Source organism: Pseudarthrobacter enclensis, from assembly GCF_030811655.1.
Lineage (GTDB): Bacteria > Actinomycetota > Actinomycetes > Actinomycetales > Micrococcaceae > Arthrobacter > Arthrobacter enclensis_A.
Genome location: NZ_JAUSRE010000009.1, coordinates 105,372 through 131,834, shown reverse-complemented (window position 1 = coordinate 131,834; position 26,463 = coordinate 105,372). Strand labels below are relative to the sequence as shown.

At 66.0% G+C, this 26,463-nt stretch carries 24 protein-coding genes and 3 tRNA genes; 19 read left to right on the top strand and 8 right to left on the bottom strand.

The genetic code is table 11. The annotated features are described in order from the left end of the window. The first annotated feature begins 203 nt into the window (after nt 1–203). The 5 genes from J2X98_RS10635 to J2X98_RS10615 all read left to right on the top strand — a co-directional run bounded on the left by J2X98_RS10635 (nt 204) and on the right by J2X98_RS10615 (nt 7,329). A complete protein-coding gene (locus J2X98_RS10635; protein ID WP_307307644.1) occupies nt 204–1,244 on the top strand; it encodes a universal stress protein in 1,041 nt (346 codons plus the stop codon). 66 nt (nt 1,245–1,310) lie between these two features. Next, complete coding sequence (locus J2X98_RS10630) at nt 1,311–4,112, top strand: PEP/pyruvate-binding domain-containing protein (RefSeq protein ID WP_307307642.1); 2,802 nt, start codon at nt 1,311–1,313, stop codon at nt 4,110–4,112. A gap of 109 nt (nt 4,113–4,221) precedes the next feature. Then, nucleotides 4,222–5,355, top strand: coding sequence for a LolA family protein (locus J2X98_RS10625; RefSeq protein ID WP_307307639.1), 1,134 nt, complete (start codon nt 4,222–4,224; stop codon nt 5,353–5,355). A 44-nt stretch (nt 5,356–5,399) separates the two neighbouring features. Further along, complete coding sequence (locus J2X98_RS10620) at nt 5,400–6,455, top strand: ABC transporter ATP-binding protein (protein WP_307307637.1); 1,056 nt, start codon at nt 5,400–5,402, stop codon at nt 6,453–6,455. Next, nucleotides 6,445–7,329: an ABC transporter permease gene (locus J2X98_RS10615; RefSeq protein ID WP_373460864.1), complete on the top strand. Its 885-nt coding sequence runs from the start codon at nt 6,445–6,447 to the stop codon at nt 7,327–7,329. Before J2X98_RS10620 ends, J2X98_RS10615 begins: the two co-directional genes overlap by 11 nt. A 40-nt stretch (nt 7,330–7,369) precedes the next feature. Here the strand turns inward: J2X98_RS10615 and J2X98_RS10610 are convergent, their stop codons facing one another. From J2X98_RS10610 to J2X98_RS10590, 5 genes are all read right to left on the bottom strand, one after another. Further along, entirely contained in the window at nt 7,370–8,875 is a 1,506-nt protein-coding gene (locus tag J2X98_RS10610; RefSeq protein ID WP_307307634.1) for a C40 family peptidase, read from the bottom strand. A gap of 183 nt (nt 8,876–9,058) precedes the next feature. Next, nucleotides 9,059–9,979 carry a cation diffusion facilitator family transporter gene (locus tag J2X98_RS10605; protein WP_141944037.1) on the bottom strand — a complete coding sequence of 307 codons (921 nt, stop codon included), beginning with the start codon at nt 9,977–9,979 and terminating at the stop codon, nt 9,059–9,061. 10 nt (nt 9,980–9,989) lie between these two features. Next, complete coding sequence (locus J2X98_RS10600; protein ID WP_307307630.1) at nt 9,990–10,451, bottom strand: metallopeptidase family protein; 462 nt, start codon at nt 10,449–10,451, stop codon at nt 9,990–9,992. Nucleotides 10,452–10,460: 9 nt separating this feature from the next. Beyond that, nucleotides 10,461–11,465, bottom strand: coding sequence for a DMT family transporter (locus tag J2X98_RS10595; RefSeq protein WP_373460863.1), 1,005 nt, complete (start codon nt 11,463–11,465; stop codon nt 10,461–10,463). Between the two features lie 81 nt (nt 11,466–11,546). Continuing rightward, nucleotides 11,547–12,557 carry a PHP domain-containing protein gene (locus J2X98_RS10590; protein WP_307307628.1) on the bottom strand — a complete coding sequence of 337 codons (1,011 nt, stop codon included), beginning with the start codon at nt 12,555–12,557 and terminating at the stop codon, nt 11,547–11,549. Nucleotides 12,558–12,721: 164 nt separating this feature from the next. On the opposite strand from J2X98_RS10590, the gene J2X98_RS10585 reads away from it, so the two are divergent. From J2X98_RS10585 to J2X98_RS10545, 9 genes are all read left to right on the top strand, one after another. Then, nucleotides 12,722–12,794 (top strand) — tRNA-Glu (locus J2X98_RS10585). Between the two features lie 90 nt (nt 12,795–12,884). Further along, nucleotides 12,885–12,958 (top strand) — tRNA-Asp (locus tag J2X98_RS10580). A gap of 48 nt (nt 12,959–13,006) precedes the next feature. Continuing rightward, nucleotides 13,007–13,082: transfer RNA gene (locus tag J2X98_RS10575), tRNA-Phe, on the top strand. A gap of 770 nt (nt 13,083–13,852) precedes the next feature. Further along, nucleotides 13,853–15,451 (top strand): glycoside hydrolase family 68 protein, encoded by a 1,599-nt coding sequence (locus tag J2X98_RS10570; protein ID WP_141944029.1) that lies wholly within the window; start codon nt 13,853–13,855, stop codon nt 15,449–15,451. Nucleotides 15,452–15,684: 233 nt separating this feature from the next. Then, a complete protein-coding gene (locus J2X98_RS10565) occupies nt 15,685–16,134 on the top strand; it encodes an Asp23/Gls24 family envelope stress response protein (protein ID WP_141944027.1) in 450 nt (149 codons plus the stop codon). Continuing rightward, on the top strand, nt 16,131–16,322 hold the full coding sequence (locus J2X98_RS10560; protein WP_307307622.1) for a hypothetical protein: 192 nt from the start codon (nt 16,131–16,133) through the stop codon (nt 16,320–16,322). Before J2X98_RS10565 ends, J2X98_RS10560 begins: the two co-directional genes overlap by 4 nt. Next, nucleotides 16,319–16,699, top strand: a complete 381-nt coding sequence (locus J2X98_RS10555; protein WP_141944024.1) for a hypothetical protein — start codon at nt 16,319–16,321, stop codon at nt 16,697–16,699. The genes J2X98_RS10560 and J2X98_RS10555 overlap by 4 nt, the downstream gene beginning before the upstream one ends. Continuing rightward, on the top strand, nt 16,696–17,334 hold the full coding sequence (locus J2X98_RS10550; RefSeq protein ID WP_307307619.1) for a hypothetical protein: 639 nt from the start codon (nt 16,696–16,698) through the stop codon (nt 17,332–17,334). Before J2X98_RS10555 ends, J2X98_RS10550 begins: the two co-directional genes overlap by 4 nt. Further along, nucleotides 17,331–17,942, top strand: a complete 612-nt coding sequence (locus tag J2X98_RS10545) for a hypothetical protein (RefSeq protein WP_141944019.1) — start codon at nt 17,331–17,333, stop codon at nt 17,940–17,942. Before J2X98_RS10550 ends, J2X98_RS10545 begins: the two co-directional genes overlap by 4 nt. 32 nt (nt 17,943–17,974) lie before the next feature. Here the strand turns inward: J2X98_RS10545 and J2X98_RS10540 are convergent, their stop codons facing one another. After that, nucleotides 17,975–19,783, bottom strand: a complete 1,809-nt coding sequence (locus tag J2X98_RS10540; protein WP_141944016.1) for a glycoside hydrolase family 13 protein — start codon at nt 19,781–19,783, stop codon at nt 17,975–17,977. A 140-nt stretch (nt 19,784–19,923) separates the two neighbouring features. On the opposite strand from J2X98_RS10540, the gene J2X98_RS10535 reads away from it, so the two are divergent. The 5 genes from J2X98_RS10535 to J2X98_RS10515 all read left to right on the top strand — a co-directional run bounded on the left by J2X98_RS10535 (nt 19,924) and on the right by J2X98_RS10515 (nt 24,598). Then, nucleotides 19,924–21,213, top strand: coding sequence for an ABC transporter substrate-binding protein (locus J2X98_RS10535; protein ID WP_307307613.1), 1,290 nt, complete (start codon nt 19,924–19,926; stop codon nt 21,211–21,213). A gap of 7 nt (nt 21,214–21,220) precedes the next feature. Then, nucleotides 21,221–22,258, top strand: a complete 1,038-nt coding sequence (locus tag J2X98_RS10530) for a carbohydrate ABC transporter permease (RefSeq protein WP_307307610.1) — start codon at nt 21,221–21,223, stop codon at nt 22,256–22,258. Then, nucleotides 22,255–23,154, top strand: a complete 900-nt coding sequence (locus tag J2X98_RS10525; RefSeq protein ID WP_307307608.1) for a carbohydrate ABC transporter permease — start codon at nt 22,255–22,257, stop codon at nt 23,152–23,154. The genes J2X98_RS10530 and J2X98_RS10525 overlap by 4 nt, the downstream gene beginning before the upstream one ends. Beyond that, complete coding sequence (locus J2X98_RS10520) at nt 23,151–23,399, top strand: hypothetical protein (RefSeq protein ID WP_141944009.1); 249 nt, start codon at nt 23,151–23,153, stop codon at nt 23,397–23,399. Before J2X98_RS10525 ends, J2X98_RS10520 begins: the two co-directional genes overlap by 4 nt. A gap of 146 nt (nt 23,400–23,545) precedes the next feature. Next, nucleotides 23,546–24,598 carry a LacI family DNA-binding transcriptional regulator gene (locus tag J2X98_RS10515; RefSeq protein WP_141944007.1) on the top strand — a complete coding sequence of 351 codons (1,053 nt, stop codon included), beginning with the start codon at nt 23,546–23,548 and terminating at the stop codon, nt 24,596–24,598. A 75-nt stretch (nt 24,599–24,673) separates the two neighbouring features. Here J2X98_RS10515 and J2X98_RS10510 read toward each other — a convergent pair whose 3' ends face one another. Together J2X98_RS10510 and J2X98_RS10505 are read right to left on the bottom strand one after the other, a co-directional pair. Next, a complete protein-coding gene (locus tag J2X98_RS10510; RefSeq protein ID WP_141944004.1) occupies nt 24,674–25,564 on the bottom strand; it encodes a hypothetical protein in 891 nt (296 codons plus the stop codon). 34 nt (nt 25,565–25,598) lie between these two features. Next, nucleotides 25,599–26,405 carry an exodeoxyribonuclease III gene (locus J2X98_RS10505; RefSeq protein WP_141944002.1) on the bottom strand — a complete coding sequence of 269 codons (807 nt, stop codon included), beginning with the start codon at nt 26,403–26,405 and terminating at the stop codon, nt 25,599–25,601. Between the last annotated feature and the right edge of the window lie 58 nt (nt 26,406–26,463).

The following is a 26,463-nucleotide window of genomic DNA, read 5'->3' as shown; positions in this document are numbered from 1 at the left end:
CCCTCATGGCTGTGGAAAGGCTGTGGATAACGTTTCGCCCTCCCCTTCTGGGCAGGCTTGCTAAGGCGTAGGGCACGGAGAATAGTGGGAAACGGGAACGGTCCTTTCGTGCCGGCAGTGCCGGTGCCGCGAGTGCGCGGGGAACGGTCTGTTTTCTGGCAGAATAGCCGCAACATCAGGCGTATCGCGAGGAGGCGGCCCCCATGGGCTCACGAGAGTTGCATCCGGATCCGGCCCGGAATGGTGGTAGTGCCTCTTCCGCTCCCCACGGCATCGTGGTGGGCGTGGACGGTTCGGACCACGGCCAGTGCGCCCTGGTGTGGGCCGCGCGGGAAGCCCAGCGCCGCCGTCGTCCGCTCCATATCGTCACCGCCTATTCAGTGCCCATTTTCGCCGCGTCCGGCCTCGACGGGGGCTACGCCACAGTGGATGATTCCGTTATCCGCGAGGGGGCCGAGGCAATCGCCAGGCAGGCCCTTGAGAAGGTTTCCGCGTACGACGTCGAGGTCACTTCATCCGTGGAGAACGGTGACGCCGCAGGAGTCCTGCTGGAAATCTCCGAAACTGCCGAACTCCTGGTGGTGGGCACCCGGGGACGGGGCGGTTTTGTGGGCCGGCTCCTGGGCTCGGTCAGCAGCGCCCTGCCTGCCCACGCCAAATGCCCCACGGTGACGGTCCCGCTGTTCTGTTCGGACCGGCTCGGCCAGACCATTGAGGACCGCCGCGTCAAGGCGGAGCAGGCCAAATCCGGGCACCCGCCGGTGGAGAACGTGGTGGTGGTCGGCGTTGATGGCTCCGAGCAGGCGCGCGTCGCGGTCCTGGAAGCCGCGGACCAGGCGGAACGACTGGGTGCCTCCCTCCGCGTGGTCTGCGCCGTTCCCCAATACAGCGGCTCCCTTGCCTGGGTTCCCGCACCCATGGACCGGAAGGCCCTGTTTGACGACATTCGGGTCACCCTTGATGCCGGCATGTCCTGGCTCCGCAGCCACTACCCGCATCTGCAGGCCGGTTACGAACTCAAGGACGGATCCCCCGTTGACGTGCTCGTCGAGGAAAGCCGGCACGTTGAACTGGTAGTAGTGGGCACCCGCGGCCGAGGCGGCTTCACCGGCATGCTCCTGGGCTCAACGTCGGACGGCGTGCTCCACCACGCCAAGGGCCCGGTCATGGTGGTTCCGGACCGCGAGGACCCCAGGCTGGCTGACCGCGCACGGTTCGGCCCCATCCTGGGTGACGCCGCCTGACGCCCACTGTTACCCACCGGGCGCCAGAGCCGTCCGGTCGCAGGGAATTTCGGACCTAAGGCAGACATGGAGCAGCAAGGGCCACCGTTGGCCGGCACCACCACGGACACCGCGCTGGTGCTGGAACTGGGCCGCGTCGACGCAGGGATGCTGGCCCAGGTTGGTGGCAAGGCCGCCAACCTGGGGAAGTTGTTGTCCGCCGGTTTGCCTGTTCCGGACGGGTTTTGCGTGACCACCGCCGGTTATCGGCAGGTAACCGGTGCCTCCGGCCCCCTGCTTCCTGCTCTGGCCGGGGTCTACGCTGCACTTGCCGCCGGCGGCGCCGGGTTGGAGCCGGACCAACTGGATGAACTGGCTGGCACGGCGCGGGCAGCGATCCTGGCAGCTCCGATCCCGCCGGCGGTTTCCGCGGCCGTGGAGAGGGCCTACACAGCGATGGGTCCAGATGTTCCAGTGGCCGTGAGGTCCTCGGCCACAGCAGAGGACCTTCCTTTTGCCAGCTTCGCCGGGCAGCAGGACACCTACCTCAATGTCGTGGGAGTGCCGGCGGTGCTTGATGCGGTCCGCCGATGCTGGGCATCGCTGTGGACGGAGCGGGCAACCGCCTACCGGGCCAGCCTGGGCATCGACCCGGCCAGCGTGGCCCTTGCGGTGGTGGTCCAACACATGGTGGACGCCGCTGCGGCGGGAGTGATGTTTACGGCAAACCCGCTCACCGGAAGCCGCAGGCAGGTGTCAATCGACGCCACCCCAGGCCTCGGTGAGGCTGTTGTCTCCGGCGCAGTCAATCCGGACCATTTCGTGGTGGACGCCCTCACCGGTGTGGTGCTGGAGCGCGAGGTCGGTGACAAGAGCGTGGAGGTAACGGCGCTTCCCGGCGGCGGAACCGGGGTCAGGGCAGTGCCCGCCGCGCGAGGCGCCGCCTGCCTGGCGGACAGCCAGGTTGCCGCGCTGGTGCGGCTGGGGCTTCAGGCGCAGGAGCATTTCGGTGCCCCACAGGACACCGAGTGGGCCATCGACCGGGCCGGCAGCCTATGGCTCACCCAGTCCAGGCCGATCACCACCCTGTACCCGGTCCCCCGGAGCAACGGCGCTGCGGGCAATGTCCGGTATCGCAGTTCCCCGTACGGCGGCACCCGGGCGTATCTTTGCTTCAGCCTGGCGCAGGGGCTCACCCGGCCGCTCACGCCCATGGGGCTCGCAGCCGTCCGCCTCATCGCGTCCTCGGTTGCGGCCGCCGCGGGATTTCCCGTTCCTGATCCCCGACGCGGACCGTCCCCCTACGCCGAAGCCGGGCAGCGGATCTACGTCGACTTCACCACCCCCATCCGCAGCAGCATCGGCCGCCGCCTCGTTCCCCGGGTTTTCGACATCATGGAGGCACGGACGGCAGCGGTCATGCGGCAGCTGTTCGAGGACCCGGCCTTTTCGGTAACCACGCGGACCCCGTTCGGCCTGCTGCGCCACGTTGTGCCTGTGGCAGCCCGGGCGAAAGTGCCAGGCACTTTGCTTCATGCCCTGGTGCGGCCGGAAGCTGCCCTCCGGCGGGTTGACCGGTTCACGCGGGAATTCGAGGCGTCGCTGGCGCCCGGGCCCGGTGCCGGACCCCTGGCGCGGCTGGACCACGTCGAGTCACTCCTTGGCTCACGCCTCTTCCGGATCGTCCCGGCCATCCTTCCCCTTCCTGCGTTGGGTTTCGCCATGCTGGGCCTTGCGGGAAAGCTGTTGGGCGGCAAGGCGTGGAGCGAACTGCAGCCGGTGATCCGAGGGCTGCCGAACAATGTCACCACGGAGATGGACCTGGAGCTGTGGGACCTGGCAAAGGCCATCCGCGACGACCCCCAGTCCCGTTGCGTCCTGATGACCGGCCAACCCAACGTCCTCGCAGCTGCGTTCCACGCCGGGGAGCTGCCCGCGCGCCTGGACGCCGCCCTGGCCAGGTTCCTCAGCTCCTACGGACACCGGGCCGTGGGCGAGATCGACCTCGGGCTGCCACGCTGGTCGGAGGACCCGGCGCATATCCTGGGCATCCTTGCCAACTACCTCCGGCTGGAGGATCCGGCCCTGGCGCCTGATGTCCAGTTCAGCAAGGCCGCCGAGGACGCGGAAGCACAGGTGGACCAGCTCGTTGCCCAGGCCGCTGCACGGGGCAGGATCCAGGGAAGGCTGGTGCGGGCCGCCCTGCACAGGGCCCGCCTGTTCGCCGGCCTGCGCGAACTGCCCAAGTACCATCTGGTTCTTGGCCTCGCTGAAATCCGGCGCCAACTGCTCCTGGTGGGCGCGGAACTGGCACAGTCGGGCAGGACTGACCGGCCTGACGACGTGTTCTTCCTGGACTTCGGCGAAGTCCGCCAGGCCTTGACCGGCCACGCCGACCACGGGACCCGTGACCCTGACCTTCGTGCCCTCGTGGCCGCACGGCAGCCGGAATATGACCGGGAGCTCAGGCGCCGGCACATCCCCAGGGTGCTGCTCTCGGACGGCACCGAACCCGAAGCGGTGCGCACCGTCGTCGGAAACGGGGCGGAAGGAGCCCTGGCAGGCAGCCCCGCATCGGCCGGAACGGTGACCGGTGTGGCCCGTGTCATCCTGGATCCTGTCGGAGCCCGCCTTGAACCGGGTGAAATCCTGGTGGCCCCGTCCACCGATCCCGGCTGGACGCCGCTGTTCCTGACTGCCGGAGGGCTGGTGATGGAGATGGGCGGCGCCAATTCGCACGGCGCTGTCGTGGCCAGGGAATACGGCATCCCCGCCGTCGTCGGGGTTCCGGATGCCACCAGTGCAATTGCCACCGGGCAAACAATAACGGTCGACGGCGGTGCGGGAACCGTTGTCCCGGAACCTCACGGACCGTTGCAGGATAGGTAGCTGCGGGAGCCACCCAGACCCCCAGGTACGGGCGTAGTCTTTACTTATGGGCTCCGACAGGCTGGACTCCGGCGGACAGTCGCAACAAACGCAAGCGCAACCTACACGGATGCACGGGGATGGCGCACGGCGCCGCAGGCCGTGGCTGCGGTGGCTGCCTGCCGCGGCGGCCCCGGTGGTTATCGCCGCGGCCTCGCTCGCCGGGTCCCTGCCGGCAGGCGCCAGCAACCCATTGCCGGCCAAGACACCGGCCCAGGTCCTGGAACTCGCAGCGGGCCATCAGGTGCGGGCGTTCTCCGGGACTGTCGAACAGTCTGCAGACCTGGGGCTGCCGGAGCTGCCTGCAGCCGGAAAGCCTGCAGGACCTGCGTCCCCGGGCAGCGTGGCTTCGGTGATTGAACTGCTCTCCGGCAAGCACAGCGCCCGTGTCTTCATGGACGGCCAGGACAACGCACGCATCCAGGTGATGGATCAACTTGCCGAACGGGACGTGGTCCGCCACGGCAGTGACGTCTGGTTCTATTCCTCCAAGGACAACACGGCAGAACATGCCACGCTGCCGGCGCACGTCCAGGACCCGGCGCAGTCGAAGGAGCGGCAGGGGGGCGGCGGCGTGCACACACCTGCCGACGTTGCCCAGCAATTCCTGTCCAGGATTGACCCCACTACTGCCGTTTCAGTGGGTCCGGACGTTTCCGTAGCCGGACGGGCCGCCTACAACCTGCTGATCGAGCCACGCACTGACGGCACCCTGGTGGGCAGGGTGGCCATCGCCGTCGACGGTGAAAACGGCATGCCCCTGTCCGTCCAGGTGACGGCACGAGGAGCTGGCAAGCCGGCATTCGTTTCACAGTTCACCAGCCTCTCGCTGGAGGCGCCGGACGCGTCCGTCTTCGCCTTCACCCCGCCGCCCGGCAGCACGGTCAAGGAGCTCCCGGTTCCGGATAGGCCCCATGGTCCCTCCGGCGCCCACACCCCCGGAGCAATGCACGGCGACGCCAAAGGCAACGTATCCGTGACCGGGACGGGATGGGAGACCGTGGTGGGCACCCTGCACGGTTCAGCTTCTGCGGCAGGATCCCTGCTGCAGGACCCGCTCCTGTCCCAGGCCGCCGTCGCAGTCCCTGGCGGACGGCTGCTGTCTACCGCCCTGCTCAACGTTTTGATCACCGACGACGGCCGGATCTTCGCTGGAATGGTGCCGGCGGAGAGGCTGCAGTCCGCAGCAGCAGCGGCTCGGTAAGTGGCGGCCGAACGGGCAGTGCCTGCCGGGCTGGGACCAAACGGATGAGCGGCCCGGTGACCGGCGGGCTGGCCATCGAGACCCGCGGCCTGAGCAAGCACTTTGGCCGGCAGTCCGCCGTCGACCATGTGGACCTGGCCGTCCCGCACGGGACGGTCTTCGGGTTCCTTGGCCCCAACGGCTCCGGCAAGACCACCACCATCCGCATGCTGCTGGGCCTTGCAGCCGCGTCCTCAGGGACGGTCAGCCTGCTGGGGCAGGCGATGCCGGACAAGCTCCACGACATACTTCCGCGCGTCGGCGCCCTGGTGGAAGGGCCAGCCTTCTACCCCTTTCTGTCCGGCGCTGCGAATCTTCACCGGCTGGATGCTGCGGGCCCCCACACCGTGCCCTCCACGCGCAGGGCACGGGTGGACCACGCCCTGGAGCGCGTGGGGCTGGAACACGCCGCCGGGAAGCGGGTACACGCGTATTCCCTGGGCATGAAGCAGCGGCTGGGCATCGCCAACGCGCTGCTGTCGCCACGGGACCTGCTGGTTCTGGACGAACCCACCAATGGGCTGGACCCGCAGGGGACGCGGGAAGTCCGCAACCTGGTCCGGTCCCTGGCGAATGAGGGCACCACGGTTTTTGTGTCCAGCCACCTGCTGGCCGAGGTGGACCAGATGTGCACGCACGCTGCCGTCATGAGCGCGGGCAGGCTTGTGGCGCAGGGACCCCTTGCTGAGCTGCGGCAGGCCGGGAACGCCCGGCTCCGGTTGGTGACGCCTGACGGCGGTGCGGCCCGGCAGGTCCTGGCCCGTTTGGGCCTGGCGCCGGAGCCTGCACAGCCCGGTGCAGCCGGCCAGCCCAGGCCCGAACAGCTTGAGCGGGGCGGCCCCGCACCGGGACTGCCGGGAGCCCTGCGTACTCAGCCCGACGGCGAGACCGTCGTAGCGGCGCTCGGAACCGACGCCAAACAACCGGCGCTGCTCCCCGAGGACGTCGTGGCGCACCTGGTGCAGGCCGGTGTGCGCGTCCGGGGCTTCGCCGTCGAACGTGAAAGCCTTGAGGAACGCTTTGTTGCCCTCACCGGGGAAGGATTCGACGTTGCCCAGTAGTGTGCCCGCCGACATACCCGAAGCCGCAGGAACTGCCCGGCAGGCTGCAGCGCCGCGCCGGTCCGGGGTGTCCCTGCTCGGGTCGGAGCTCAAGGTCCTGTTCGGCCGCCGGCGGACATGGGCGCTGCTCCTGGCGCTCGCTGCAATTCCGGTGCTCACCGCCATCGCGGTCAGGGTCTCCTCTGCGGTGCCGCCGGGCCGCGGACCTGCGTTCCTGGACCGGATTACCCAAAATGGGCTGTTCGTGGCCTTCACCGCCATGCTGGTGTCGGTTCCGCTGTTCATGCCGCTCGCGGTGGGGGTGGTGGCCGGGGACACGATTGCCGGGGAGGCCAACCTGGGGACCCTCCGCTACCTGTTGGTGGCGCCGGCCGGACGCGTGCGGTTGCTCCTGGTCAAGTACGCGGGCGCCCTGGCTTTCTGTATCGTCGCCCCCCTGACCGTCGGCCTCGCGGGGGCTGCCATCGGCGCGGCGCTCTTCCCCATAGGTCCGGTGACGCTGCTCTCCGGCGGCGTGGTGCAACCGCAGGAAGCGGCCCTGCGCATCCTGCTGATCGCCGCCTACCTGGCAGTATCCCTGGCCGGCCTGTCCGCAATCGGACTGTTCCTGTCCACCATGACGGTGGTTCCGGTGGGAACGATGGCAGCCACGGTGGTGGTGTCCGTGGTCTCCCAGGTCCTGGACCAGCTGCCGCAGCTGGAGTGGCTGCACCCGTGGCTGTTCAGCCATTACTGGCTTGGTTTTGGCGACATGCTGCGTCAACCCATGGTGTGGGATTCCTTCGGCAGCAACGCCCTGCTCCAGGCCGGCTACGTGTCAGTGTTCGGGGCGCTCGCCTACGGGCGGTTCGTCACCAAGGACATTTTGAGCTGACGACGGCGGAGCGGCCTGCTTTCGCAGCCCGACCCCCAGCTCAGTAGCGGGCTGCGTACGGGTAGAGATCCATGCCCACCATCGAACTGATGGATGAGACGGTGATGCCTTCCTGCGGGTTGAGTGCCTGCACCACCTGGCCGTTCCCAAGGTAGATGGCCACGTGGTAGAAGTTCGGCGCCGAACCCCAGACCAGCAGGTCGCCGCGGCGGGCCTGCGAAATCGGCACGTGTACCGGGGCCGCCGCATATTGCTGGGACGCGGTGCGGGGAAGGTACGTGCCGGCGGCGGCAAAGGCGTTCTGGACCAGTCCCGAGCAGTCAAAGCCATACACGCCTGTGCCGCCCCACTGGTAGTAGTAAGGCGCGCCGACCTTCCCCAAGGCAACGGAAATGGCCACGTCGTAGGTGCCTGAACCGGTCGAAGGAGCAGGGGCGGGCGCGGGCGCCGGGGCAACCGGAGCAGGCGCAGGCGGGGCCGGTGCGGGGGCTGGATCAGCAGGTGGAGCAGGTGCGGGGGCCGGGGCAACCGGGGCTGGGGCAGCCGGGGCCGGCGCTGGATCAGCTGGTGCCGGTGCTGCGGGGGCTGGCGCAGGAGGCGCGGCTTGGGCGGGTGCTGCAGGAGCCGGAGCCGCAGGGGCGGCGGCCTGCCCGGAGTTGGTTTGCGGGGACGCCTGGTTCCGGGCTCCCTGGTTTTGGGCAGCGGTGTCCTGGGTGGCCTTGTCCTGGGCCGCCTTGTCAGCGGCGGCGGAAAGCGCGGCGAGGCGTGCCTCTTCACGTTGCCGGTCAAGGGCATCCACACGGGCCGACTCCAGCGCCGCCGTGGTGTTGCGGAGCTGTGCCAACTGGTCCACCAGGACGGTCCGCTGTGCTTTGGCGTCGGACACCGCTTTGACCTGCGCAGCGTTTGCCTGTTCGGCCTCGGACTTTCGCTGTTCTGCAGTCGTCGCCGCATCAGCGGCGGCCTTGGTGGCATCGTCAGCCGCTGCCGTGAGGGAACGGTAGGCGGTAGCGGCGGCGTCAGCAGCGTCAAAGGCGCGGCTGCGGCTTGCCGAGAGAGCCTCAAGCGTGGCGGCCTGCTGCATGCTTTCGCCCCCGCTGGCCAAGGTTCCAAGGGTGGGGTTCAGGCCGCCGTTCCGGTACAGGTCGCCGGCGAGCTGCCCCACCTGCTTCCGGGTCTTGTCCTGCTGCTCGCGTGCGGACGCGGCCTTGGCGGAGGCAACGGATGCGGCCTCCGTCCTCTGCTGCAGTTCCACCAAAGCTTCGCTGTAGGAGTTGTTGGCCTGCATCGCCACCGCGAACGCCGCCTGCTGGGATGTGGCCGCGTCAGCCAGAATCCCCTCGATCCTGGTGACCTCGTCGGCCGTAGCGGACTCGCTGGCCTTGGCTGCGGCGATGTCCTCGGGTGAAGGAATCTCCGGCGATGCCGGAACGGCCAGCGGGGAGTACATCGCCGGTAAGGCGGCTGCCGGTGTTGCCGCAGATGCAAAGAGTACGACGGCGGCGCACAGCACGGCCGTCCCGCGGCCCGATCCGGATAAAGCCATCTGCAGAGTCCTCGCAACGGTAAGGCTGGGAGTGAGGTTCTGGATGCGGCACGACGGTGCCCCTCAGCTGCTCGCCAGCAGTCTGAGGTTACGTGAGGCGTTGCACATTGGCAACAGCAGTCACATCAATAACATAAACCACAACAATGTGATTAGCGGCGGAATATGCTGTGGTGTGTCGGACTAGGCGTGCTGATGTGCTTCGTGGTCCGAGTGGCTGGCAGGCTCCAGCTGGAACGTGCAGTGGTCAGTGTCGAAGTGCGAGCCCAGGCAGGTAATGAGCTTGTCCAGCAACTGATCGGCACCCCGGGCGTTGAGCACCCCGTCCTCCACCACCACGTGGGCAGAGAACACCGGAACCCCTGAGGTAATGGTCCAGATGTGGATGTCGTGCACATCGGTCACTCCGGCCACCGAAAGGATGTGCTCACGGATCATCTGCACCTCCACCCCTTTCGGGCTGGCCTCCAGCAGCACATCCACCACGTCGCGCAGCAAGCTCCATGCCCGCGGCAGGATCATCAGTGCGATCAGCACAGATGCAATGGTGTCCGCCGTCTGGAATCCGGTCAGCATGATCACCACGGCGGCGATAATGACGGCCACCGAGCCCAGGAGGTCGCCGAGCACCTCCAGGTAGGCGCCGCGGACGTTCAGGCTCTCATCCTGGGCCGTACGCAGGATGAGGAGCGAGGCCAGGTTGGCCACGGCGCCCAGGACGGCGGCGAAGAGCATGATGTCCGTGTGGACTTCCGGTGGCGCACCGAACCGCCGGATCGCCTCGGTGAAGATCACCACGGAGATCACGATCAGGATCAAGGCGTTGGCCAGGGCTGCCAGGACCTCGGCGCGCTGGTAGCCGTAGGTCCGCTGGTCGCTGGCGGGGCGGCCGGCAATCCATGCTGCCAGCAGGGCGATGGTGACGCCGGCTGCGTCGGAGAGCATGTGGCCGGCATCGGCGAGCAGGGAGAGGGAACCGGAGAACACCGCGCCCACAATCTGGATCACCACCACGCCAAGGGTGATCCCCAGGACGGCCACAAGGCGTTTTCGGTGCCGGCCCGTGGCGGTGATCCCGTGGCTGTGGCTGTGGTCATGTCCCATGCCTACAAGGCTAGCCCCAGCCCAGCTCGTGCAGCCGCTTGTCGGAAATGCCGAAGTGGTGGGCGATTTCGTGCACCACAGTCACGGCCACCTCGTGGATTACGTCTTCCCGGGAGGCGCAGATCTCCAGGATCGGTTCGCGGAAGATAGTTATCCGGTCCGGGAGGGACCCGGCATCCCACCACGAGTCGCGTTCCGTTAGCGGAACCCCCTCGTACAATCCCAACAGCACGGTGTCCGGATCTTCCCCGGGGCCGGGAATGTAGTCGTCGTCGATGAAGACCGCAACGTTGTCCATGGCCTGGGCCAGCTTTGCGGGGATGCTGTCCAGGGCATCCTGGACTGCCGATTCGAACTCGTCGGGGGACATGGTGAATCCCGCTGCCTGTACGTGGCGGGGCTGGTTCCCGCCCCCGGGTCTGTCAGGCGGTGGGGGAATAATGGGCAAACCCGGCGGGAGGGTGGCTGGCATACTCCGACTCTAGCGCCGGAGGGGGCGCGCGCCCCCTTCTTCCAGCGGCCTTTCCGGCGCCCTGTCAGTCCTGGTCCTGCGCCGGGTCAGGCCCACGCCTGCCAGGCACACCAAGCCGCCCACCAGGCCCCAGGCGGTGGGAATCTCACCCAGCAGCAGCCAGGAGATGAGGACGGTGGTGCCGGGAACCAGATACGTGGTGGCTGCCAGCTTCCCGGCGTCCACCAGCGATAACGCGTAGGCCCAGGTGGTGAAGGCGATGGCCGTGGGGAAGACACCCAGGTACACCAGGCCGAGAGTGGCCTGAACAGGGGCAGCCTGGACTTCGGATGCCAGCTGCCCTGCGAAGGGCAGGCAGCACAGCGCTCCCACTACGATCCCGAACCAGGTAGCCTGGGCCGCCGGAAATTTCCGCACCACCGGCTTCTGGATGATGACGCTGACTGCGGCGAGCACCGCGGCAAGGAGGCAAAGCCCCACGCCGGCCAGGTCCGCCGTCGAGCTTTCCCCGGGGGTGCGCGGCTGTCCGGAACCGGCGGCGATGAGCGCGACGCCCGCGAATGCCACGGTGCTGCCGATGAGCAGCCAGCGCGGGAACCCCTCCTTGAGGAACATGCCGGCCATGATGGCCACCAGGATGGGGTTGACGTTGATCAGCAGGGCGCTGGTGCCGGCATCCAGGATGTGCTCCGCAGCGTTCAGCGCCACGTTGTAGCCGCCAAACCACATCACCCCGTAGGCCAGGATGGGAAGCCACTCCCGGCCCTTAGGCAACAGCCGGCTCCTGAGCAGTTGCGGCACAACGACAAAGGCCAGTGCGACGGCGGCAATCGTCAGCCTGCCCAGCGTCAGGGAGCCGGGTGAGAAGAACGGGCCTACGGCCCTGATGCCAACGAACGCCGACGCCCACAGCACAACTGTGACCACCATGGCCGCCACGCCGAGGGCCTTGACCGGAGCAGGTGGTGCCGATGGTGGGGTGAGGGGTTCGCGTGCGGGACTGGTTGAAGGCATAAGAACAATCTACGGCTGGACGGAATGCCGGGCTGGCGGAAAATGGCCACACCACTCCCGCCGTCCGCGCGCACTTTCCGGTCAGCCTGCCCAGGCAAGAAGCTTGTCCACGGGCCATGTGGTGATGATCCGGTCAGCCGGGACGTTGTTGCGGGCGGCCCGCTCCGCACCGTACTGCAGGAAGTCCAGCTGCCCGGGAGCGTGGGCATCGCTGTCTATCGAGAACAGGCAGCCTGCTTCCAGGGCCAGCTGGATCAGGGCGTCCGGCGGGTCCTGCCGTTCGGGGCGGGAATTGATCTCGACCGCCACATTATGTTCCGCGCACGCCGAAAACACTTCCACGGCATCGAATTCAGACGGCGGCCGGGTTCCCCGCGAGCCCTCCACCAGGCGCCCGGTGCAGTGTCCCAGCACGTTGGTCCGCGGGTCCTGGATCCCGCCCAGCATCCGCGCGGTCATGGTCTTCCGGTCGGCGCGCAACTTTGAGTGGACGCTGGCCACCACGATGTCCAGGCGCTCCAGCAGTTCCGGCTCCTGGTCCAGCTCGCCGGACTCCAGGATGTCCACTTCGATCCCGGTGAGCAGCCTGGTACCTCCGGCTTTTTCGTTGATGCCGGCCACCACATCCAGCTGATCCCGCAGGCGCGCGGGGGAGAGGCCGTTGGCGATGGTGAGGTTGGGGGAGTGGTCCGTCAACGCCAGGTACTCTCTGCCCAGCACCTCCGCCGCTGCCAGCATGAGTTCTATGGGGGAGCCGCCGTCGGACCATTCGCTGTGGCTGTGCAGGTCGCCCCGGAGCGATTCCCGGAGGTCCGAACCCCCGGATGCCAGGGGCTGGGCGCCCTTCTCGCGAAGGTCTGCCAGGTAATCGGGGACCTGTCCATCAACGGCCTGCCGAATCACCGCATAAGTCCGGTCGCCAATCCCCTTCATGGACTTGAGCCGGCCAGTCCGGGCGCGCGCTGCCACCTCCTCCGGCCCGAGGGGCCCGATGGCCGCGGCGGCCTTGCGGAAGGCCTGGACCTTGAACGTGGCGGCGCGTCCGCGCTCCAGCCAGAAAGCAATCTCGTTGAGCGCTGCTACGGCATCCATCCGTCCATCTTTACCCGGACAGGGGCCCAACGCTGCGGTTTTTCGTGGATTTTGGATTATTCCCGGTTAGCCCCTATAGTTTTAGAGTCCAGTTCGGAGAAACGCGAAGGACAAAGACGAAAAGCCCCGCTTGACGCCTTTTATTTTGCTCCGAACGGGTTCTGGCCCCCATCGTCTAGCGGCCTAGGACACCGCCCTTTCACGGCGGCGGCACGGGTTCGAATCCCGTTGGGGGTACGCAAGGAACTGGTCAAGCAGGCTGAAAAAGTCTGGTAGGCTGGAAGCCTTGAAAAAAGCGGTAGAGATACTGCAAAGCAAGAAACGCAAGGCCCTGTAGCGCAGTTGGTTAGCGCGCCGCCCTGTCACGGCGGAGGTCGCGGGTTCAAGTCCCGTCAGGGTCGCTCTGATTGTTGGAAGAAATTCCGGCTGTCATGGTGACTAGTCACCTAGGCTCTGTAGCTCAGTTGGTAGAGCGTTCGACTGAAAATCGAAAGGTCACCGGATCGACGCCGGTCGGAGCCACCACTGGGAAGCATCAGTTCTTCGGACCTGGTGCTTTTCTTCATTTAACCCCCACCCATCGGGTGCTTCCGACGTGTCGTTTGGCGGCCCCTGGACCACACCTGCGGAGCAGTCGATGGGGTGCTGCGGGCCCAGTCTGCTGGCAAATAGGCAGGCCCCGTTTCCGGGCGACGCGGGCATTCCTTGGGACGCGCGCCGCGGTTTCCGACGCGCTTGTTCGTTTCCGAGGCGCATGCTCCTTTCCGGCGCGCACGTTCCCTGACGGGACCCGAACGTGCGCCGCGCCAATGAATCCGCGCAGCGCGCCCGCTCTTGCGCGTCGACGCGGGCGGTTTTCCGGGCGCGCCGGGCCGCCGCCCGGCGCATCAGGTCCCCACCGAGGTCCCGTGCCTACAGGTAGCTGTGGCGCTTGTAACATCTGACCGCCTCCCTGAAAGAAGTCCCGGCCCGGCGTCGAAACAATTGACGCGTGCCAAACCGTTGTGGCACGCGCGCGCGTTGGGCTGCGTAAGCGCTTGCATACTACTCGGCGGTAGCCGGATTTCCGTCTTGAAACATGTTTGGAATCCTCCGCTCGCTCCGCCTAGCGTGGACGCCGGCTGAGGGAAAGCATGCTTCCTTTTCGGTCCGGGGCCCTACCCAGGCCCCGTATTTCCCCGACACACAACGGCGTCCCCGGTGACGCCTGCGCTGTTGCCGGGTGCGTTGTTGTCCGGGGCCCGGGCCTCGGCCCGTCTTCCACGAACAGTCACAACTCCGCGAGAAGAGCAACAATGCACAAGCACCCCCAATCACGCCGGACACTGCGGTGGCGCGCCGTCGCCTCAGCCCTGGCGACGGCCGTCGCAGCATCGGCGTTCCTGGCCGTCCCGTCCGCCCAGGCCAACGAGCCATCGGATCCGCCGGCCACCCAGCAGCTGCCGGCCCCCACTCCCGGCTTCGCCCTCCCCACCAACCACACGCAGCAGGCCTTCGATCCGGCGTCGGACTTCACCTCCAAGTGGACCCGCGCAGATGCCAAGCAGATCATGGCGCAGAGCGATCCCACCGTCGCGCCCGGACAGAACTCCATGAGCCCGGACGTGACCATGCCGGAAATCCCCGAGGATTTCCCTGCCATGAATGACGACGTCTGGGTCTGGGACACCTGGTCCCTTACGGATGAGAACGCGAACCAGATCAGCTACAAGGGCTGGGATGTCATCTTTTCCCTCGTCGCGGACCGCCACGCCGGCTACGGGTTCGACCAGCGCCACTGGAACGCCCGCATCGGCTACTTCTTCCGCAAGACCAACGCGGACCCTGCCAAGGACAAGTGGAACTACGGCGGCCACCTCTTCCTGGACAACACTTCCATCGGCAATACCGAATGGTCCGGGTCCACGCGCCTCATGCAGGGTGACCACGTAAACGTCTTCTACACGGCCACCACCTTCCATGACGTGGCTGAGCGCAACGCCGGCGGCGGCGGGATCGCTCCCGACGCGGCCATTGCCAAGGCGCTGGGCAACATCCACGCCGACAAGAACGGCGTCACGTTCGACGGGTTCCAGCACACCAAGCTGCTGGAACCGGACGGAAAGATGTACCAGACCAAGGCCCAAAACCCCGGTTTCGCCTTCCGTGACCCGTACACGTTCGTGGATCCCGCCCACCCGGGCAAGACGTACATGGTGTTCGAAGGCAATACCGCCGGAAACCGCGGCGACTACCAGTGCAAGGGCGACGACCTGGGGTACCGGCCCGGCGATCCGAAGGCTGAAAACGTCACCGACGTCCAGAACAGCGGAGCCTATTACCAGACCGCAAATGTCGGTTTGGCGGTGGCGGACAACAAGGACCTGACCAAGTGGTCCTTCCTGCCGCCCATCCTGTCCGCCAACTGCGTGAATGACCAGACTGAACGTCCCCAGATCTTCATCCAGAACGAAAACGGCAAGAACAAATACTACCTGTACACGATCAGCCACCAGTTCACCTACGCGGCCGGCATGCGCGGTCCCGACGGCGTTTACGGCTTCGTTGGCGACGGCATCCGTTCCGATTTCCAGCCGGTGAACAACAGCGGACTGGCGCTCGGCTCGCCCACCGACCTCAACCTGCCGGCCAACAACCCGAGTGGCAGCATCTCGGGCCAGCAGAATGGCCGCCAGTTCCAGGCCTACTCGCACTATGTGCAGCCCGGTGGCCTGGTGCAGTCGTTCATCGACAATGTCAACGGTGTGCGCGGCGGATCGCTGTCACCCACGGTGAAGATCAACTTCAGGAACGGCGTCACCCAGGTGGACCGCAGCTTTGGCCGGAACGGGCTTGGCCCGTTCGGTTACCTGCCCACCAATGTCAGGGTTGGCGGGGAAGGCCTCTACAAGTAAGAAGGCCAACGCGAATCAGTTGACCGCGGCCGCACCGCATTGCCGCGGCCGGCGGCGCTGCCCAGGCGGGGATGTCCTCGGGCCGTTCCCCGCCTGGGCCTTTTAATGCTCCTCCGGGCTGCGCAGCCCGGAGGAGCAGCTCGCTGCCTTTCCTTTGCGGCCACCCGGGGAGTTTCCAGCCCGCGTGCCGCAGCGTGGGGATAGGGTGGAAGCAACAGAAGGGGGAGTGCCTGATGGAATACCAGAACCCACAACCCGTGGCGTCAAACCGTCCTGCCGCACGCCCGGTTCCGGGCGCGGGCCGGACAGTGATTTCCGAGACTGCAGTAGCCAAGGTTGCGGGAATAGCTGCCCGGGCGGTTCCAGGAGTCTATTCGCTGGGTTCGGGTCCGTCCCGCGCCCTGGGCGCCATCCGGGACGCCGTGGGAAGTTCAGATCATGCCGCGGGCGTCCACGCGGAAGTGGGCGAAACGCAGGTGGCCGTGGACATCACCCTGGTGGCGAGCTATGGGACGCCCCTGCACTCCCTGGCCAATGAGGTCCGGGCCGCCGTTTACCGTGCGGTCGAGGAACTGGTGGGGCTGCAGGTCATCGAAGTGAACGTCGAGATCACGGATGTCTACGTGCCGCCGCCTGTCAAGCCAACTTCATCGGCTGCCCCTGAACGGGAGGCGGTTCTGTGAACCTCACCGTTGCCGGTACGGCTATGGGGGCCTTCGTCGCTTTCATGTCCCTGCAGTTCGGGCTTTGGGGATTCCTTGTCTCCCTTCTTTTCATGGCCGTCGGCGCCCTCCTGGGGCGTGCTGCCGAAGGAAAGCTGGACTTGCGGGGCGTGTTCGACGCCATCATCGGCCGGCGCTCGTCCTCATGAGCCCGCCCCCGCCCGTTGTTCGTGGGCAGGCGCTCAGCGGCCATAACCGGATCAGCACCCAGGCACTGACCAGCCTCGCCAGGGCAGCTGCAGCACAGGCTCTGGGCATTGACCCCGAGGACGTACGCGCAGACTGGACGGACGACGACGGCCTGCTGGCTTTGTCACTCGTCGCCCCCATCAGCATCCCGCCATTGCAGTCGGTCGTCCGGGACCCGGCGCGGCTCGAGTCGGCCGGCGGGTCCATATGGGACCGCACAGTCAGGGCCAAAGCAAGCATTATGGCAACAGTTTCCGAACTGAGCGGTTCCAGGCTGAGCCGCGTGGATATCCGCATCAGCGGGGCGAAGGTCAACACGGGAGGGCGGGTGCGGTGAGCAGCAGCGTGGACAACCGCCGCGCGGACAACGGATCGCGGGGGAACAACGGGCCGGATATGCGGAGGGTCCTCTTCCGCGAAACCCATTCTTCCCGGGCCGCCGTGTCAGTCGCCGCCGCCGTCCTGGTTCTGGTGCTTGCCGCGTACGGTGTGCTGGAATCCGGAGTCCACGCCGTTGGCCAGCCCGCGTGGCTGATCGAGCCGCAGGTGGCGGCCCAGCGCATCGTGGACCTTCCGGCCGGCATCCCCCCGCTATTGCTGGCAGCCATTGGCGGCGTGCTCGCCATGCTGGGCCTGATTTTCCTCCTTAATGGGCTCCTGCCCGGCAAACGGGCCCGTCATTTGCTGGCCGGCGGGGGCGGCGAAGGTCTGCCGGCCGTGGTGGTGGATGATGAGGTCATTGCGTCCTCGCTCGCACGCCGTGCGCGGCTGGCCGCCAACGTTACACCGGAACAGGTCATGGTGGTTGTCTCCCAGCGGCAGGTGCTGGTGAATGTGCGGCCCACGTCCGGTATCCCCGTCGACCAGGACCGGGTGCTGGATGCCGTCCGCGACGAGTTGGACCACATGCTGCTGGAACCGTCGCCGGTTCCCCGCGTCATTGTGGCCCCGTCCGGGGTGATCGGAGCATGAACAGCACCCCGGCACTCCTGAACCGCATCCTTCTTGCAGTGCTTGGACTGCTCCTCTTGGGATCGGGCCTGCTCCTGGTGCTGCTGGCAACCGTTCCCGCGGTGGCCCCCTGGTGGCACTCCTGGTCCGCGGGCGCCTGGGCTGGGATCACCGAGCTTTTCAGCTCCACCCGCTTCCCTGGCGGCCCGGAAAGCTGGCTGTGGATCGTGGTGGCGCTGGCATTGCTGGCCCTCATGGCGCTCATGGTTGCCTGGATCGCCCAACAGGGAAAGGGCCGGTCAAACCTACTGGCCGCCGAATACGATCCCGGCGACCCTCCCGGTGACGTCCGGATCGGTGGTGGGGTAGCCGAACAGGCACTTAAACAGGCCCTTGAGGGACGGCCGGACCTTGCCGGTGCCACCATCACCACCTACAGCGTTAAGGGCTTGCCCGCATTGAAGGTGCGCCTCCTGCCCCGGCAGGGCGTGGCCCCGCACCTGCTTGCGGCCGAGGTGTCCGAACTCCTTCGCGCCCTTGAATCCGTTGTGGGGAAGGAAATACCCGTTCTCATCCACATCGGCGCGGGCGCCCGGACCCGTTTCGGCCGAGCGGAGCGGGTCCGCTAGGTGGGTCCGGGGCTTCCGCCCCGCTCCTGCGGTTACCGCCTGCTCTGCAGGTATACCGTGCAGTCCACGGGTACCTCCTGCATGGCGGCCCAGTCGCCGGCCGGCTCCGGACCGCTGGAAAGGACTACGGCATAGCCGTCCGGCACGGGGGCGGAAGCAAAGCCCATGTTGGACAGCACCACCACATCCCCGTTCCGGAAGGCGAGCAGTCCGCTCTCCGGGGCGTGTTCGTCGGTCCATTCCACGCTGCCGCTGCCCAAGTGCCGGGCTGACCTGAACGCCAGGGCAGCACGGTAGAGCTCCAGCGTCGAACCCTCCTCGCCGTCCTGCTGGTCCGCTGCCAAAGGACCGAAGCTTTCCGGCTGGGGCAGCCACGGTGCGGGAGCCTCCGCAGAAACAGCCCCGGAGAAACCAAAACCAGGCTGCCCAGCGGCCCACGGCAGGGGGACCCGGCAGCCGTCACGGCCAATCTCTGCACCGTTGGTTCGGAAAAACGTCGGGTCCTGTCTGGCTGAGGCGGGAAGGGTTGTGTGCTCCGGAAGGCCCAGTTCCTCGCCCTGGTACAGGTATGCGGAGCCAGGCAGTGCCAGTGCCACCAGTGTGGCGGCACGCGCCCGCGCAAGGCCAAGGGCGGCATCGGGTTGTTCGTCCCCGGGGCCGATGCCCTTGGGGAAAGTGGTGGGGTCCTTCAGGCCGAACCGGGTGGTGTGGCGCACTGTGTCGTGGTTGCTAAGCACCCAGGTGCACGGAGCCCCTACTGATGCTGCCGCTGCCAGCGACGCGTCAATGGCATCAGCCATGCGTTCTGCGTCCCAGCCGGCCAGCAGGAAATCGAAGTTGAACGCCTGCTGCATCTCATCGGGGCGGACGTAGCGTGCCAGGCGCTCGGCGGGTTCCACCCAGGCTTCCGCCACCATCATTCGATCCCCACCGTATTCGGCCAGGACGCGGTTCCAGTCACGGTAGATGGCGTGCACCCCGTCCTGGTCGAAGAAAGGCGACGGCGGATACATCGGTGAAACTGCCCTGTGTGGTTCTTCGGCGTCCGTATGGGCGCCTGGCGCGTCCCCCGGACGGTGGCTTTCCCGCCCCGGAACGGAAGTCCCCTCCACCATCGCCGCCACACCTTCCCAATCCGGAAGTCCCGGCTCCTTGACCAGTCCGTGGGCAACGTCCACGCGGAAGCCGTCCGCCCCGCGGTCAAGCCAGAACCGCAGCACCGAGCGCATCTCCTCCTGGACGTCCGGATTGTCCCAGTTGAGGTCCGGCTGTTTGGTGTCGAAGAGGTGCAGGTACCACTGGCCGGGTGATCCGTCGGCCTCAGTTACCCGGCTCCATGCCGGCCCCCCAAACACTGACTTCCAGTTGTTGGGCGCTCTCTTTCCGTCGCCGGTTCCCGGCACCTGGTCCTTGCCGTCCCTAAAGATGTACCGTTCCCGTTCCGGGCTCCCCGGGGCTGCCATCAGTGCTTCGCGGAACCACTGATGCTCGTCCGAGGTGTGGTTGGGAACCAAGTCCACGATGACTTTCAGGCCGCGGCGGTGAGCCTCCTGCAACATCGCGTCGAAGTCCGCCAGGGAACCAAAAAGGGGGTCGACCTGCCTGTAGTCCGCAACGTCATACCCGCCGTCGGCCTGCGGAGACTTGTAGAACGGCGACAGCCAGACGGCATCCACGCCGAGCTGTTCAAGGTAGGGGAGCCGGTCGGTGACGCCCCGGAGATCGCCCATTCCGTCGCCGTTGCCGTCCGCGAAGGATCGGGGATAGACCTGGTAGACCACGGCATCGGCCCACCAGGCAGAGGGCGTGTGACGGGGCGCTGGAACGGTCGGGTCGGGCATTTGGTTCCCCTCTGATAACTTTTTGATGTAAACGCTTGCATTCCCGACAGCAACGTTACTAGTGTGATGGTCACCACATCAACCTCACCTAGCAAGCGCACTGTCGACTTACTTGTCACTCAGCGAGGAGCTTCAAGCTAATGAAAACCCCGAGATTCCTGCTTCCGGCTGCCACTGCCGGCATTCTGGCCCTTACGTTGTCCGCCTGCGGCGGCGGAGGTGGAGGGGGCACCACGGGCGGTGGAGGCAGCGACGCCGACGCCAACCTCGACGGCCGCGGCCCCATCACCTATGTACAGGGCAAGGACAACAGCAACGTGGTCCGCCCCCTGGTGGATAAGTGGAATGCTGCCCACCCGAATGAAAAGGTCACCTTCAAGGAACAGACCGATCAGGCCGACCAGCAGCACGACGACCTTGTCCAGCATTTCCAGGCCAAGCAGTCCGACTACGACGTGGTGGATGTGGACGTCGTCTGGACCGCCGAGTTCGCAGCCAAGGGCTGGCTGCAGCCGCTGAAGGACAAGATGGCGATCGACACCAGCGCAATGCTGAAGCCAACCGTGGACAGCGCAACCTACAAGGGGACCCTGTACGCGGCACCGCAGACCTCTGACGGCGGCATCCTGTACTACCGCAAGGATCTGGTTCCCAACCCGCCCAAGACCTGGGACGAGATGATGAGCATGTGCTCCATCGCCAAGCAGAACAACATTGGATGCTATGCGGGCCAGTTCAGCAAGTACGAGGGCCTCACCGTGAACGCTTCCGAGGCCATCAACTCCGCGGGGGGCTCGGTCCTCGACAAGGACGGAAAGCCCAGCCTGAACACCCCCGAGGCCAAGGCCGGCCTTGAAAACCTGGCGAAGGCCTACGCGGACGGCAACATCCCCAAGGAAGCCATCACGTACAAGGAAGAGGACAGCCGGCAGGCATTCCAGAGCGGTAAGCTCCTGTTCCTGCGCAACTGGCCCTACGCCTTCAACCTGATGACCACTGAAGGTTCTTCCGCCGTCAAGGACAAGACTGGACTGGCTGCGCTTCCGGGCAAGAATGGCCCCGGTGCCTCCTCGCTCGGCGGCCACAACCTTGCCACCAGCGTGTACTCCAAGAACAAGGCCACTGCGCTGGACTTCATGAAGTTCATGACCTCGGCGGAATCCGAGAAGTTCTACGCTACGCAGGGCTCCTTGGCTCCGGTCCTCGGATCGCTGTACGAGGACCAGGAACTCGTCGCGAAGCTGCCTTACCTGCCGGTTCTGAAGACGTCCATCCAGAACGCTGTTCCGCGTCCGGTAACGCCTTTCTACCCGGCCGTCACCAAGGCAATCCAAGACAACGCCTACTCCGCTATCAAGGGAGAAAAGCCAGTGGAAACCGCACTTTCTGACATGCAGAAGTCCATCGAATCCGCCGGTGCGGGATCGTAGTTCTGCCATGGCAACCGAACTAGGCCCGACGCCGGTCAAGGCACCGGCGTCGGGCGGCGCCCCCGCCCATCACGCACCCAAAGGTGTGGGGGAGGACAACAGGATCGCCAGCCAGGGCCGCTGGGCGTCCTGGCTGCTCGCCCCCACCATCATCGCTCTGGCCGTCGTCATTGTTTACCCGATCGTCAGCGCCATCGTCATGTCCTTCCAGAAGGACGCCGGCCTGGACCCGGCCACCGGCCTCTTCACTGCTGGTGGCCCGGCGGGCATCCAGAACTATGTGAACTGGCTGGCGCAGCAATGCTCGGCTCCCGCTGGCGGAACTGTCGCCTGCCCGCCGGGCACCCTTGGCGGCCAGTTCTGGTCCGCCACCGCCACCACGTTCTTCTTCACTGTGGTCACGGTGGCGCTGGAAACTGTCCTGGGTTTCTGGATGGCCATGATCATGGCCCGTGAGTTCCGCGGGCGGAGCCTCGTCCGCGCTGCTGTTCTCGTGCCGTGGGCCATCCCTACGGCTGTCACCGCTAAGCTTTGGTTCTTTATCTTCGCCTTCGAGGGAATCGCCAACAAGCTGTTCAATGTCAGCATCCTGTGGACGGGCAGCGAGTGGCCAGCGAAATGGGCCGTGGTCATTGCCGATGTCTGGAAGACCACTCCGTTCATGGCGCTGCTGATCCTGGCAGGCCTTCAGATGATTCCCGCGGAAGTCTATGAAGCGGCCAAAGTGGATGGGACCTCTGCATGGCAGCGGTTCCGCCTGATCACCCTGCCGCTGGTCAAGCCGGCCCTTATGGTGGCAATCCTCTTCCGGACCCTGGATGCGCTGCGCATGTTCGACCTGCCGTACATCCTGACCGGCGGTGCCAACAACACCACTACGCTGTCGATTCTGGTCATCAGCCAGATCAGGCAAGGGTTCAACGCGGCCGCTGCCCTGTCCACAATTACCTTCATCATCATCTTCCTTGTCGCCTTCATCTTTGTCCGCTTCCTCGGGGCAAACGTGGTTGAGCAGAGCGGCGCCACAGGAAAGGGGAAGAAATGACCACGGCAACAGCCGACGCCTCGGCACTGCGTGCCCGGCAGGACAGGGGCCGCAGGGCCGCGCAGAACCGTGAAAAGTGGGCGCAGGGCCGCACCTACCTCAGTGCTGCGATCGTCCTGCTCTGGTGCCTGGCGCCTGCCTACTGGATGGTGGTCACGGCGTTCCGTGAGGTGGGCTTCACTTACGACACCTCAATCCTGCCGACCCATGTGACCCTGGACAATTTCAGGACCGCCTTCGATACATCGTTTGGCAACAGGTTCGGCCAGGCGCTCTTGAACAGCGTGTTCATCGGCGGCGTGGTGACGGTTGTGTCCCTCCTGATCGGTGTGTTCGCCGCTTACGCCCTGGCCCGGCTGAACTTCAAGGGAAAGTTCCTGGTGCTCGGCTTCATCCTCGGAGCCTCCATGTTCCCCGGTGTCGCCCTGATCACCCCGCTCTTCCAGCTGTTCACCAACATCGGCTGGATGGGTACCTACCAGGCGCTGATCATCCCCAACATTTCCTTCGTGCTCCCGCTGACCGTCTACACCATGACCTCTTTCTTCCGGGAGATGCCGTGGGAGCTGGAGGAATCGGCCAGGGTTGACGGCTGCACCCAGGGGCAGGCCTTCCGCAAGGTCATCATGCCGCTGGCGGCACCTGCGATTTTCACCACGGCGATCCTGGCGTTCATCTCCTCGTGGAATGAATTCCTGATCGCGAGCCAGCTGTCCAGCGATGCGACGCAGCCTGTTACCGTGGCCATCGCCAACTTCGCCGGCGCGCAGCCCAACCAGATTCCTTACACGGCCATCATGGCCGCAGGCACCATCGTCACCATTCCGCTGGTGATCCTGGTGCTGGTATTTCAGCGCAAGATTGTCGCCGGCCTCACGGCAGGTGCAGTCAAGTGACGGACAACGGTTCCCGCCCCCGCACACCGGGGGCGGGAAACCGCAGCAGGCTTGTCCGGTCGGGCGAGGACTTCGACATCATCATTGGTTTCCTGGCGTTTTGGGCACTCGTCCTCCTCGTGGTCACAGTGTGGATGGAAGTCACTGCCCAGTCCGCCCTCGGCTGGGCCCTGGGCCTGTTGGCCACGTTGCTGGCGCTCTATGGCATGGTGCGCCTGCGCCGTAAACTTCCCGCCCGCAGGTAGGAACACGGGCCGAAGCGTCACCCCGCTGCTGCGCCCCTGCCTGCCCGGTTATCACTGCCCGGGCGTCGGATGGGAAAATGCAGGGTTTGGGGGTGAACGCAGGGCCAGCCGGCCCTACGTCGAAAAGGAGTTGAAAAGGGGACACGGTGGCACGCACAACTGAAAGGTCTCAACGGGGCGGCCATAACGGCGTCAGCATTGAGGATGTAGCCGCAGCCGCCGGAGTCTCAACGGCCACTGTTTCCCGGGCCGTACGCGGGTTGCCCCGGGTTTCGCCCGCCACCAGGGAAAAGATTTTGGAGGTCGCCGGAAACCTCGGGTATGTGGCTTCTTCCTCGGCCTCCGGGCTTGCCACGGGCCGGACCAGGACCGTGGGCGTGCTGGCACCATACGTGGACCGGTGGTTCTTCTTCAAGGCCATCGAAGGCGTGGACCGCGAACTCCACCAGCGCGGCTACAACCTCTCCCTCTTCAACCTGGGCGGCCAGCGCGGTGCACGGGAACGCCTTTTCAGCAAGACAATGGTCTACAAGCAGATCGACGCGCTGCTCGTCCTGTGTATGTCGCTTACCCATGAGGAAATTGAGGACCTGCAGCGCATTGACATCCCGTTGATCATCGTCGGGGGCCCGGTCGAGGACTGCCCCAGCATCGGGATCGACGACTATGCAGCGGCAGCAGACGCCACTTCACACTTGATTGGGCTGGGACATCGTAAGGTGGCACTCCTGCATGGCCAGGACGATTCCGACCTGAACTTCACCGTTCCCCGCCTCCGTGTGGAAGGCTTCGTGGAAACGATGGCGAAGGCCGGGTCCATAATGCCGCCGGAGTGGGACATCTTTGGCAATTTCACCGTACGGAGTGGCCAGGAAGGTTTTGACGCCCTGTGGGGAAAACCCGGGCCGAAGCCTACTGCCATACTCTGCGCCTCCGATGAAATGGCCATTGGCGCCATGCTCCAGGCACGGCGCAGGGGAGTGCGGGTCCCCGAAGATCTTTCCATCATCGGCATAGATAACCATGAGTTCTCCGAGGCAATGGGCCTCACCACTGTCGCCCAGGACCCGGTGGAGCAGGGCCAGCAGGGGACACGGATGCTCCTTGATGAACTCGCTGGATCCCATGGTGCGGTGCAGACGACCGTTGCCCCGCACCACCTGATCGTCCGGGAGTCCACCGCCCCGCCCAGCAGTTGACTCGCTCCAGTTCCCCGTCAGCAGCGAACACGTGAGAAGGGGCCCGGAAATGGATCTGCGGGGAGCTGTCGCCCGTCAGGACGCGCGCGCGAGCTGGCGGATGGGAATCCAGCGGGAGGCAAGCCGGCGATAGGCAGCGGCTGCGCCGGTCATGTCCCCCTCTGCCAGGCATTCGATACCCAGCCTGATGTCCATGGGTGACTCGTCGGGGTATACCTTGTCTGCCACGGCGCCGTAGTCCAGCTCCACCATGGAGTTCACGTGGAACGATTCGAGCCATTCGGTCAGTTGCGCCAGGTCATCGAGCATGTCCAGGTCCGGGGCGGCCAGGGCAAGGTTGGCCACGGCATAGCGGGCCCGCTCCAGGGCGTCGGTGAGGGTCGCCCAGACCCGGACGGTGAGGATTCGGCCGTTGGCTTCCACCACGTCCTTGCGGTCGGATTCCATGAACAGCGAGAACCAGCTGAAGGGGATGCCCCAGGTGGAAGCCCGCGTGTGGACCCTGATGGAGCCGTCGCGGGCCTTCACCAGGTCGATGCGTTCCTGGTGCCGGTCACGCTGCTCTTCAGGGATCAACAGCTCGGCGAGCGGGCCGTGGATGCCCTCCATGAGGGCGTTGGCCGCCAAACCGGCGCGAAGGACCAGTTGGCTGGGGCAATACAGCAGGACGGGTCCGGCGTCGGCGTCAGCAGCGTCGTCGGCCGCTCCACCTTCCGGCGCCGGGAGGGTGGTGACCCGCACCAGATCGGTGCGTCCCGTCGGGAACGGGTCCCCGCCCGTGCGGGTGATGCGGCCCAGCGACGCCAGCAGTTCAGCGTTTTCGACGGCGGCGCGCGAGACTGCCTGCGCCCCCGCTGCCTGGATGGCCGGGCGTTGTTCCTCCGGGAAGGCTTCCAGGGGTTCGTAGACGCGGAGGGTGGAGGAGAAAGGCAGGCCGGCCTGGCCCCGGTAGAGGTTTCCCGTCATGACGGTCTCCTTGCAAGGGTCCAGGGTGACGTCATTAGTCCGCCAGTTCCACAAGTACGGGGGCGTGGTCGGAGGCGCCTTTGCCCTTGCGTTCCTCGCGGTCGATCGCGGCGCCGGTGACGCGCGCGGCCAGGGCGGGGGAAGCCAGGACGAAGTCGATCCGCATGCCTTCCTTTTTGGGGAACCGCAGCTGGGTGTAGTCCCAGTAGGTGTAGACACCGGGGCCAGGCGTGTAGGGGCGCACCACGTCCGTGTAGCCGGCCGCTTCGAAGGCATGGAACGCCTCACGTTCCGGCGGGCTGACGTGCGTTGACCGGTTGTTGATGAACAGGTCGATGTCCCAGACGTCGTCATCGAACGGTGCGATGTTCCAGTCGCCCATCAACGCCACCTGCGCCTGTGGGTTCTCCGTAACCAGTGCCTGGGCGTGCGTCTTCAGGCTCTCCAACCACTTGAGCTTGTACGGCATGTGCTCGTCGTCGAGGGAGCGGCCGTTGGGAACGTAGAGACTCCAAATGCGGATGCCGGCGCAGGTGGCGGCCATGGCACGGGCCTCCTGGACGGGATCCTTGCCGGCCTTGCCGAACGAAGGCTGGTCAAGGAAGGTCCGCTCCACGTCCTCAAGCCCCACACGGGAGGCGATGGCCACACCGTTCCACTGGTTGACTCCGAAGTGGGCCACCTCGTAGCCCATGCGTTCAAAGAGCTCCCAGGGGAAGTTCTCGTCCTTGCACTTGGTCTCCTGGATGGCAAGGACATCGCAGTCGCTGCGCTGGAGCCACGCTTCAACGCGGTCGGCGCGGGCTCGGAGCGAGTTCACATTCCAGGTAGCTATCTTCACGGTTCCTAACTTACCTTGGCAGCCGCACGGCGGGTAAAGCCTTCGACGGCATCGGCCC

Excerpts from the sequence above, each read along its gene's own strand:
- J2X98_RS10635 (WP_307307644.1), top strand. The coding sequence starts at position 204 with ATGGGCTCACGAGAGTTGCATCCGGATCCGGCCCGGAATGGTGGTAGT.
- J2X98_RS10630 (WP_307307642.1), top strand. The coding sequence starts at position 1,311 with ATGGAGCAGCAAGGGCCACCGTTGGCCGGCACCACCACGGACACCGCG.
- J2X98_RS10625 (WP_307307639.1), top strand. The coding sequence starts at position 4,222 with ATGCACGGGGATGGCGCACGGCGCCGCAGGCCGTGGCTGCGGTGGCTG.
- J2X98_RS10620 (WP_307307637.1), top strand. The coding sequence starts at position 5,400 with ATGAGCGGCCCGGTGACCGGCGGGCTGGCCATCGAGACCCGCGGCCTG.
- J2X98_RS10610 (WP_307307634.1), bottom strand. The coding sequence starts at position 8,875 with ATGGCTTTATCCGGATCGGGCCGCGGGACGGCCGTGCTGTGCGCCGCC.
- J2X98_RS10605 (WP_141944037.1), bottom strand. The coding sequence starts at position 9,979 with ATGGGACATGACCACAGCCACAGCCACGGGATCACCGCCACGGGCCGG.
- J2X98_RS10600 (WP_307307630.1), bottom strand. The coding sequence starts at position 10,451 with ATGCCAGCCACCCTCCCGCCGGGTTTGCCCATTATTCCCCCACCGCCT.
- J2X98_RS10595 (WP_373460863.1), bottom strand. The coding sequence starts at position 11,465 with ATGCCTTCAACCAGTCCCGCACGCGAACCCCTCACCCCACCATCGGCA.
- J2X98_RS10590 (WP_307307628.1), bottom strand. The coding sequence starts at position 12,557 with ATGGATGCCGTAGCAGCGCTCAACGAGATTGCTTTCTGGCTGGAGCGC.
- J2X98_RS10570 (WP_141944029.1), top strand. The coding sequence starts at position 13,853 with ATGCACAAGCACCCCCAATCACGCCGGACACTGCGGTGGCGCGCCGTC.
- J2X98_RS10565 (WP_141944027.1), top strand. The coding sequence starts at position 15,685 with ATGGAATACCAGAACCCACAACCCGTGGCGTCAAACCGTCCTGCCGCA.
- J2X98_RS10555 (WP_141944024.1), top strand. The coding sequence starts at position 16,319 with ATGAGCCCGCCCCCGCCCGTTGTTCGTGGGCAGGCGCTCAGCGGCCAT.
- J2X98_RS10545 (WP_141944019.1), top strand. The coding sequence starts at position 17,331 with ATGAACAGCACCCCGGCACTCCTGAACCGCATCCTTCTTGCAGTGCTT.
- J2X98_RS10540 (WP_141944016.1), bottom strand. The coding sequence starts at position 19,783 with ATGCCCGACCCGACCGTTCCAGCGCCCCGTCACACGCCCTCTGCCTGG.
- J2X98_RS10535 (WP_307307613.1), top strand. The coding sequence starts at position 19,924 with ATGAAAACCCCGAGATTCCTGCTTCCGGCTGCCACTGCCGGCATTCTG.
- J2X98_RS10530 (WP_307307610.1), top strand. The coding sequence starts at position 21,221 with ATGGCAACCGAACTAGGCCCGACGCCGGTCAAGGCACCGGCGTCGGGC.
- J2X98_RS10525 (WP_307307608.1), top strand. The coding sequence starts at position 22,255 with ATGACCACGGCAACAGCCGACGCCTCGGCACTGCGTGCCCGGCAGGAC.
- J2X98_RS10510 (WP_141944004.1), bottom strand. The coding sequence starts at position 25,564 with ATGACGGGAAACCTCTACCGGGGCCAGGCCGGCCTGCCTTTCTCCTCC.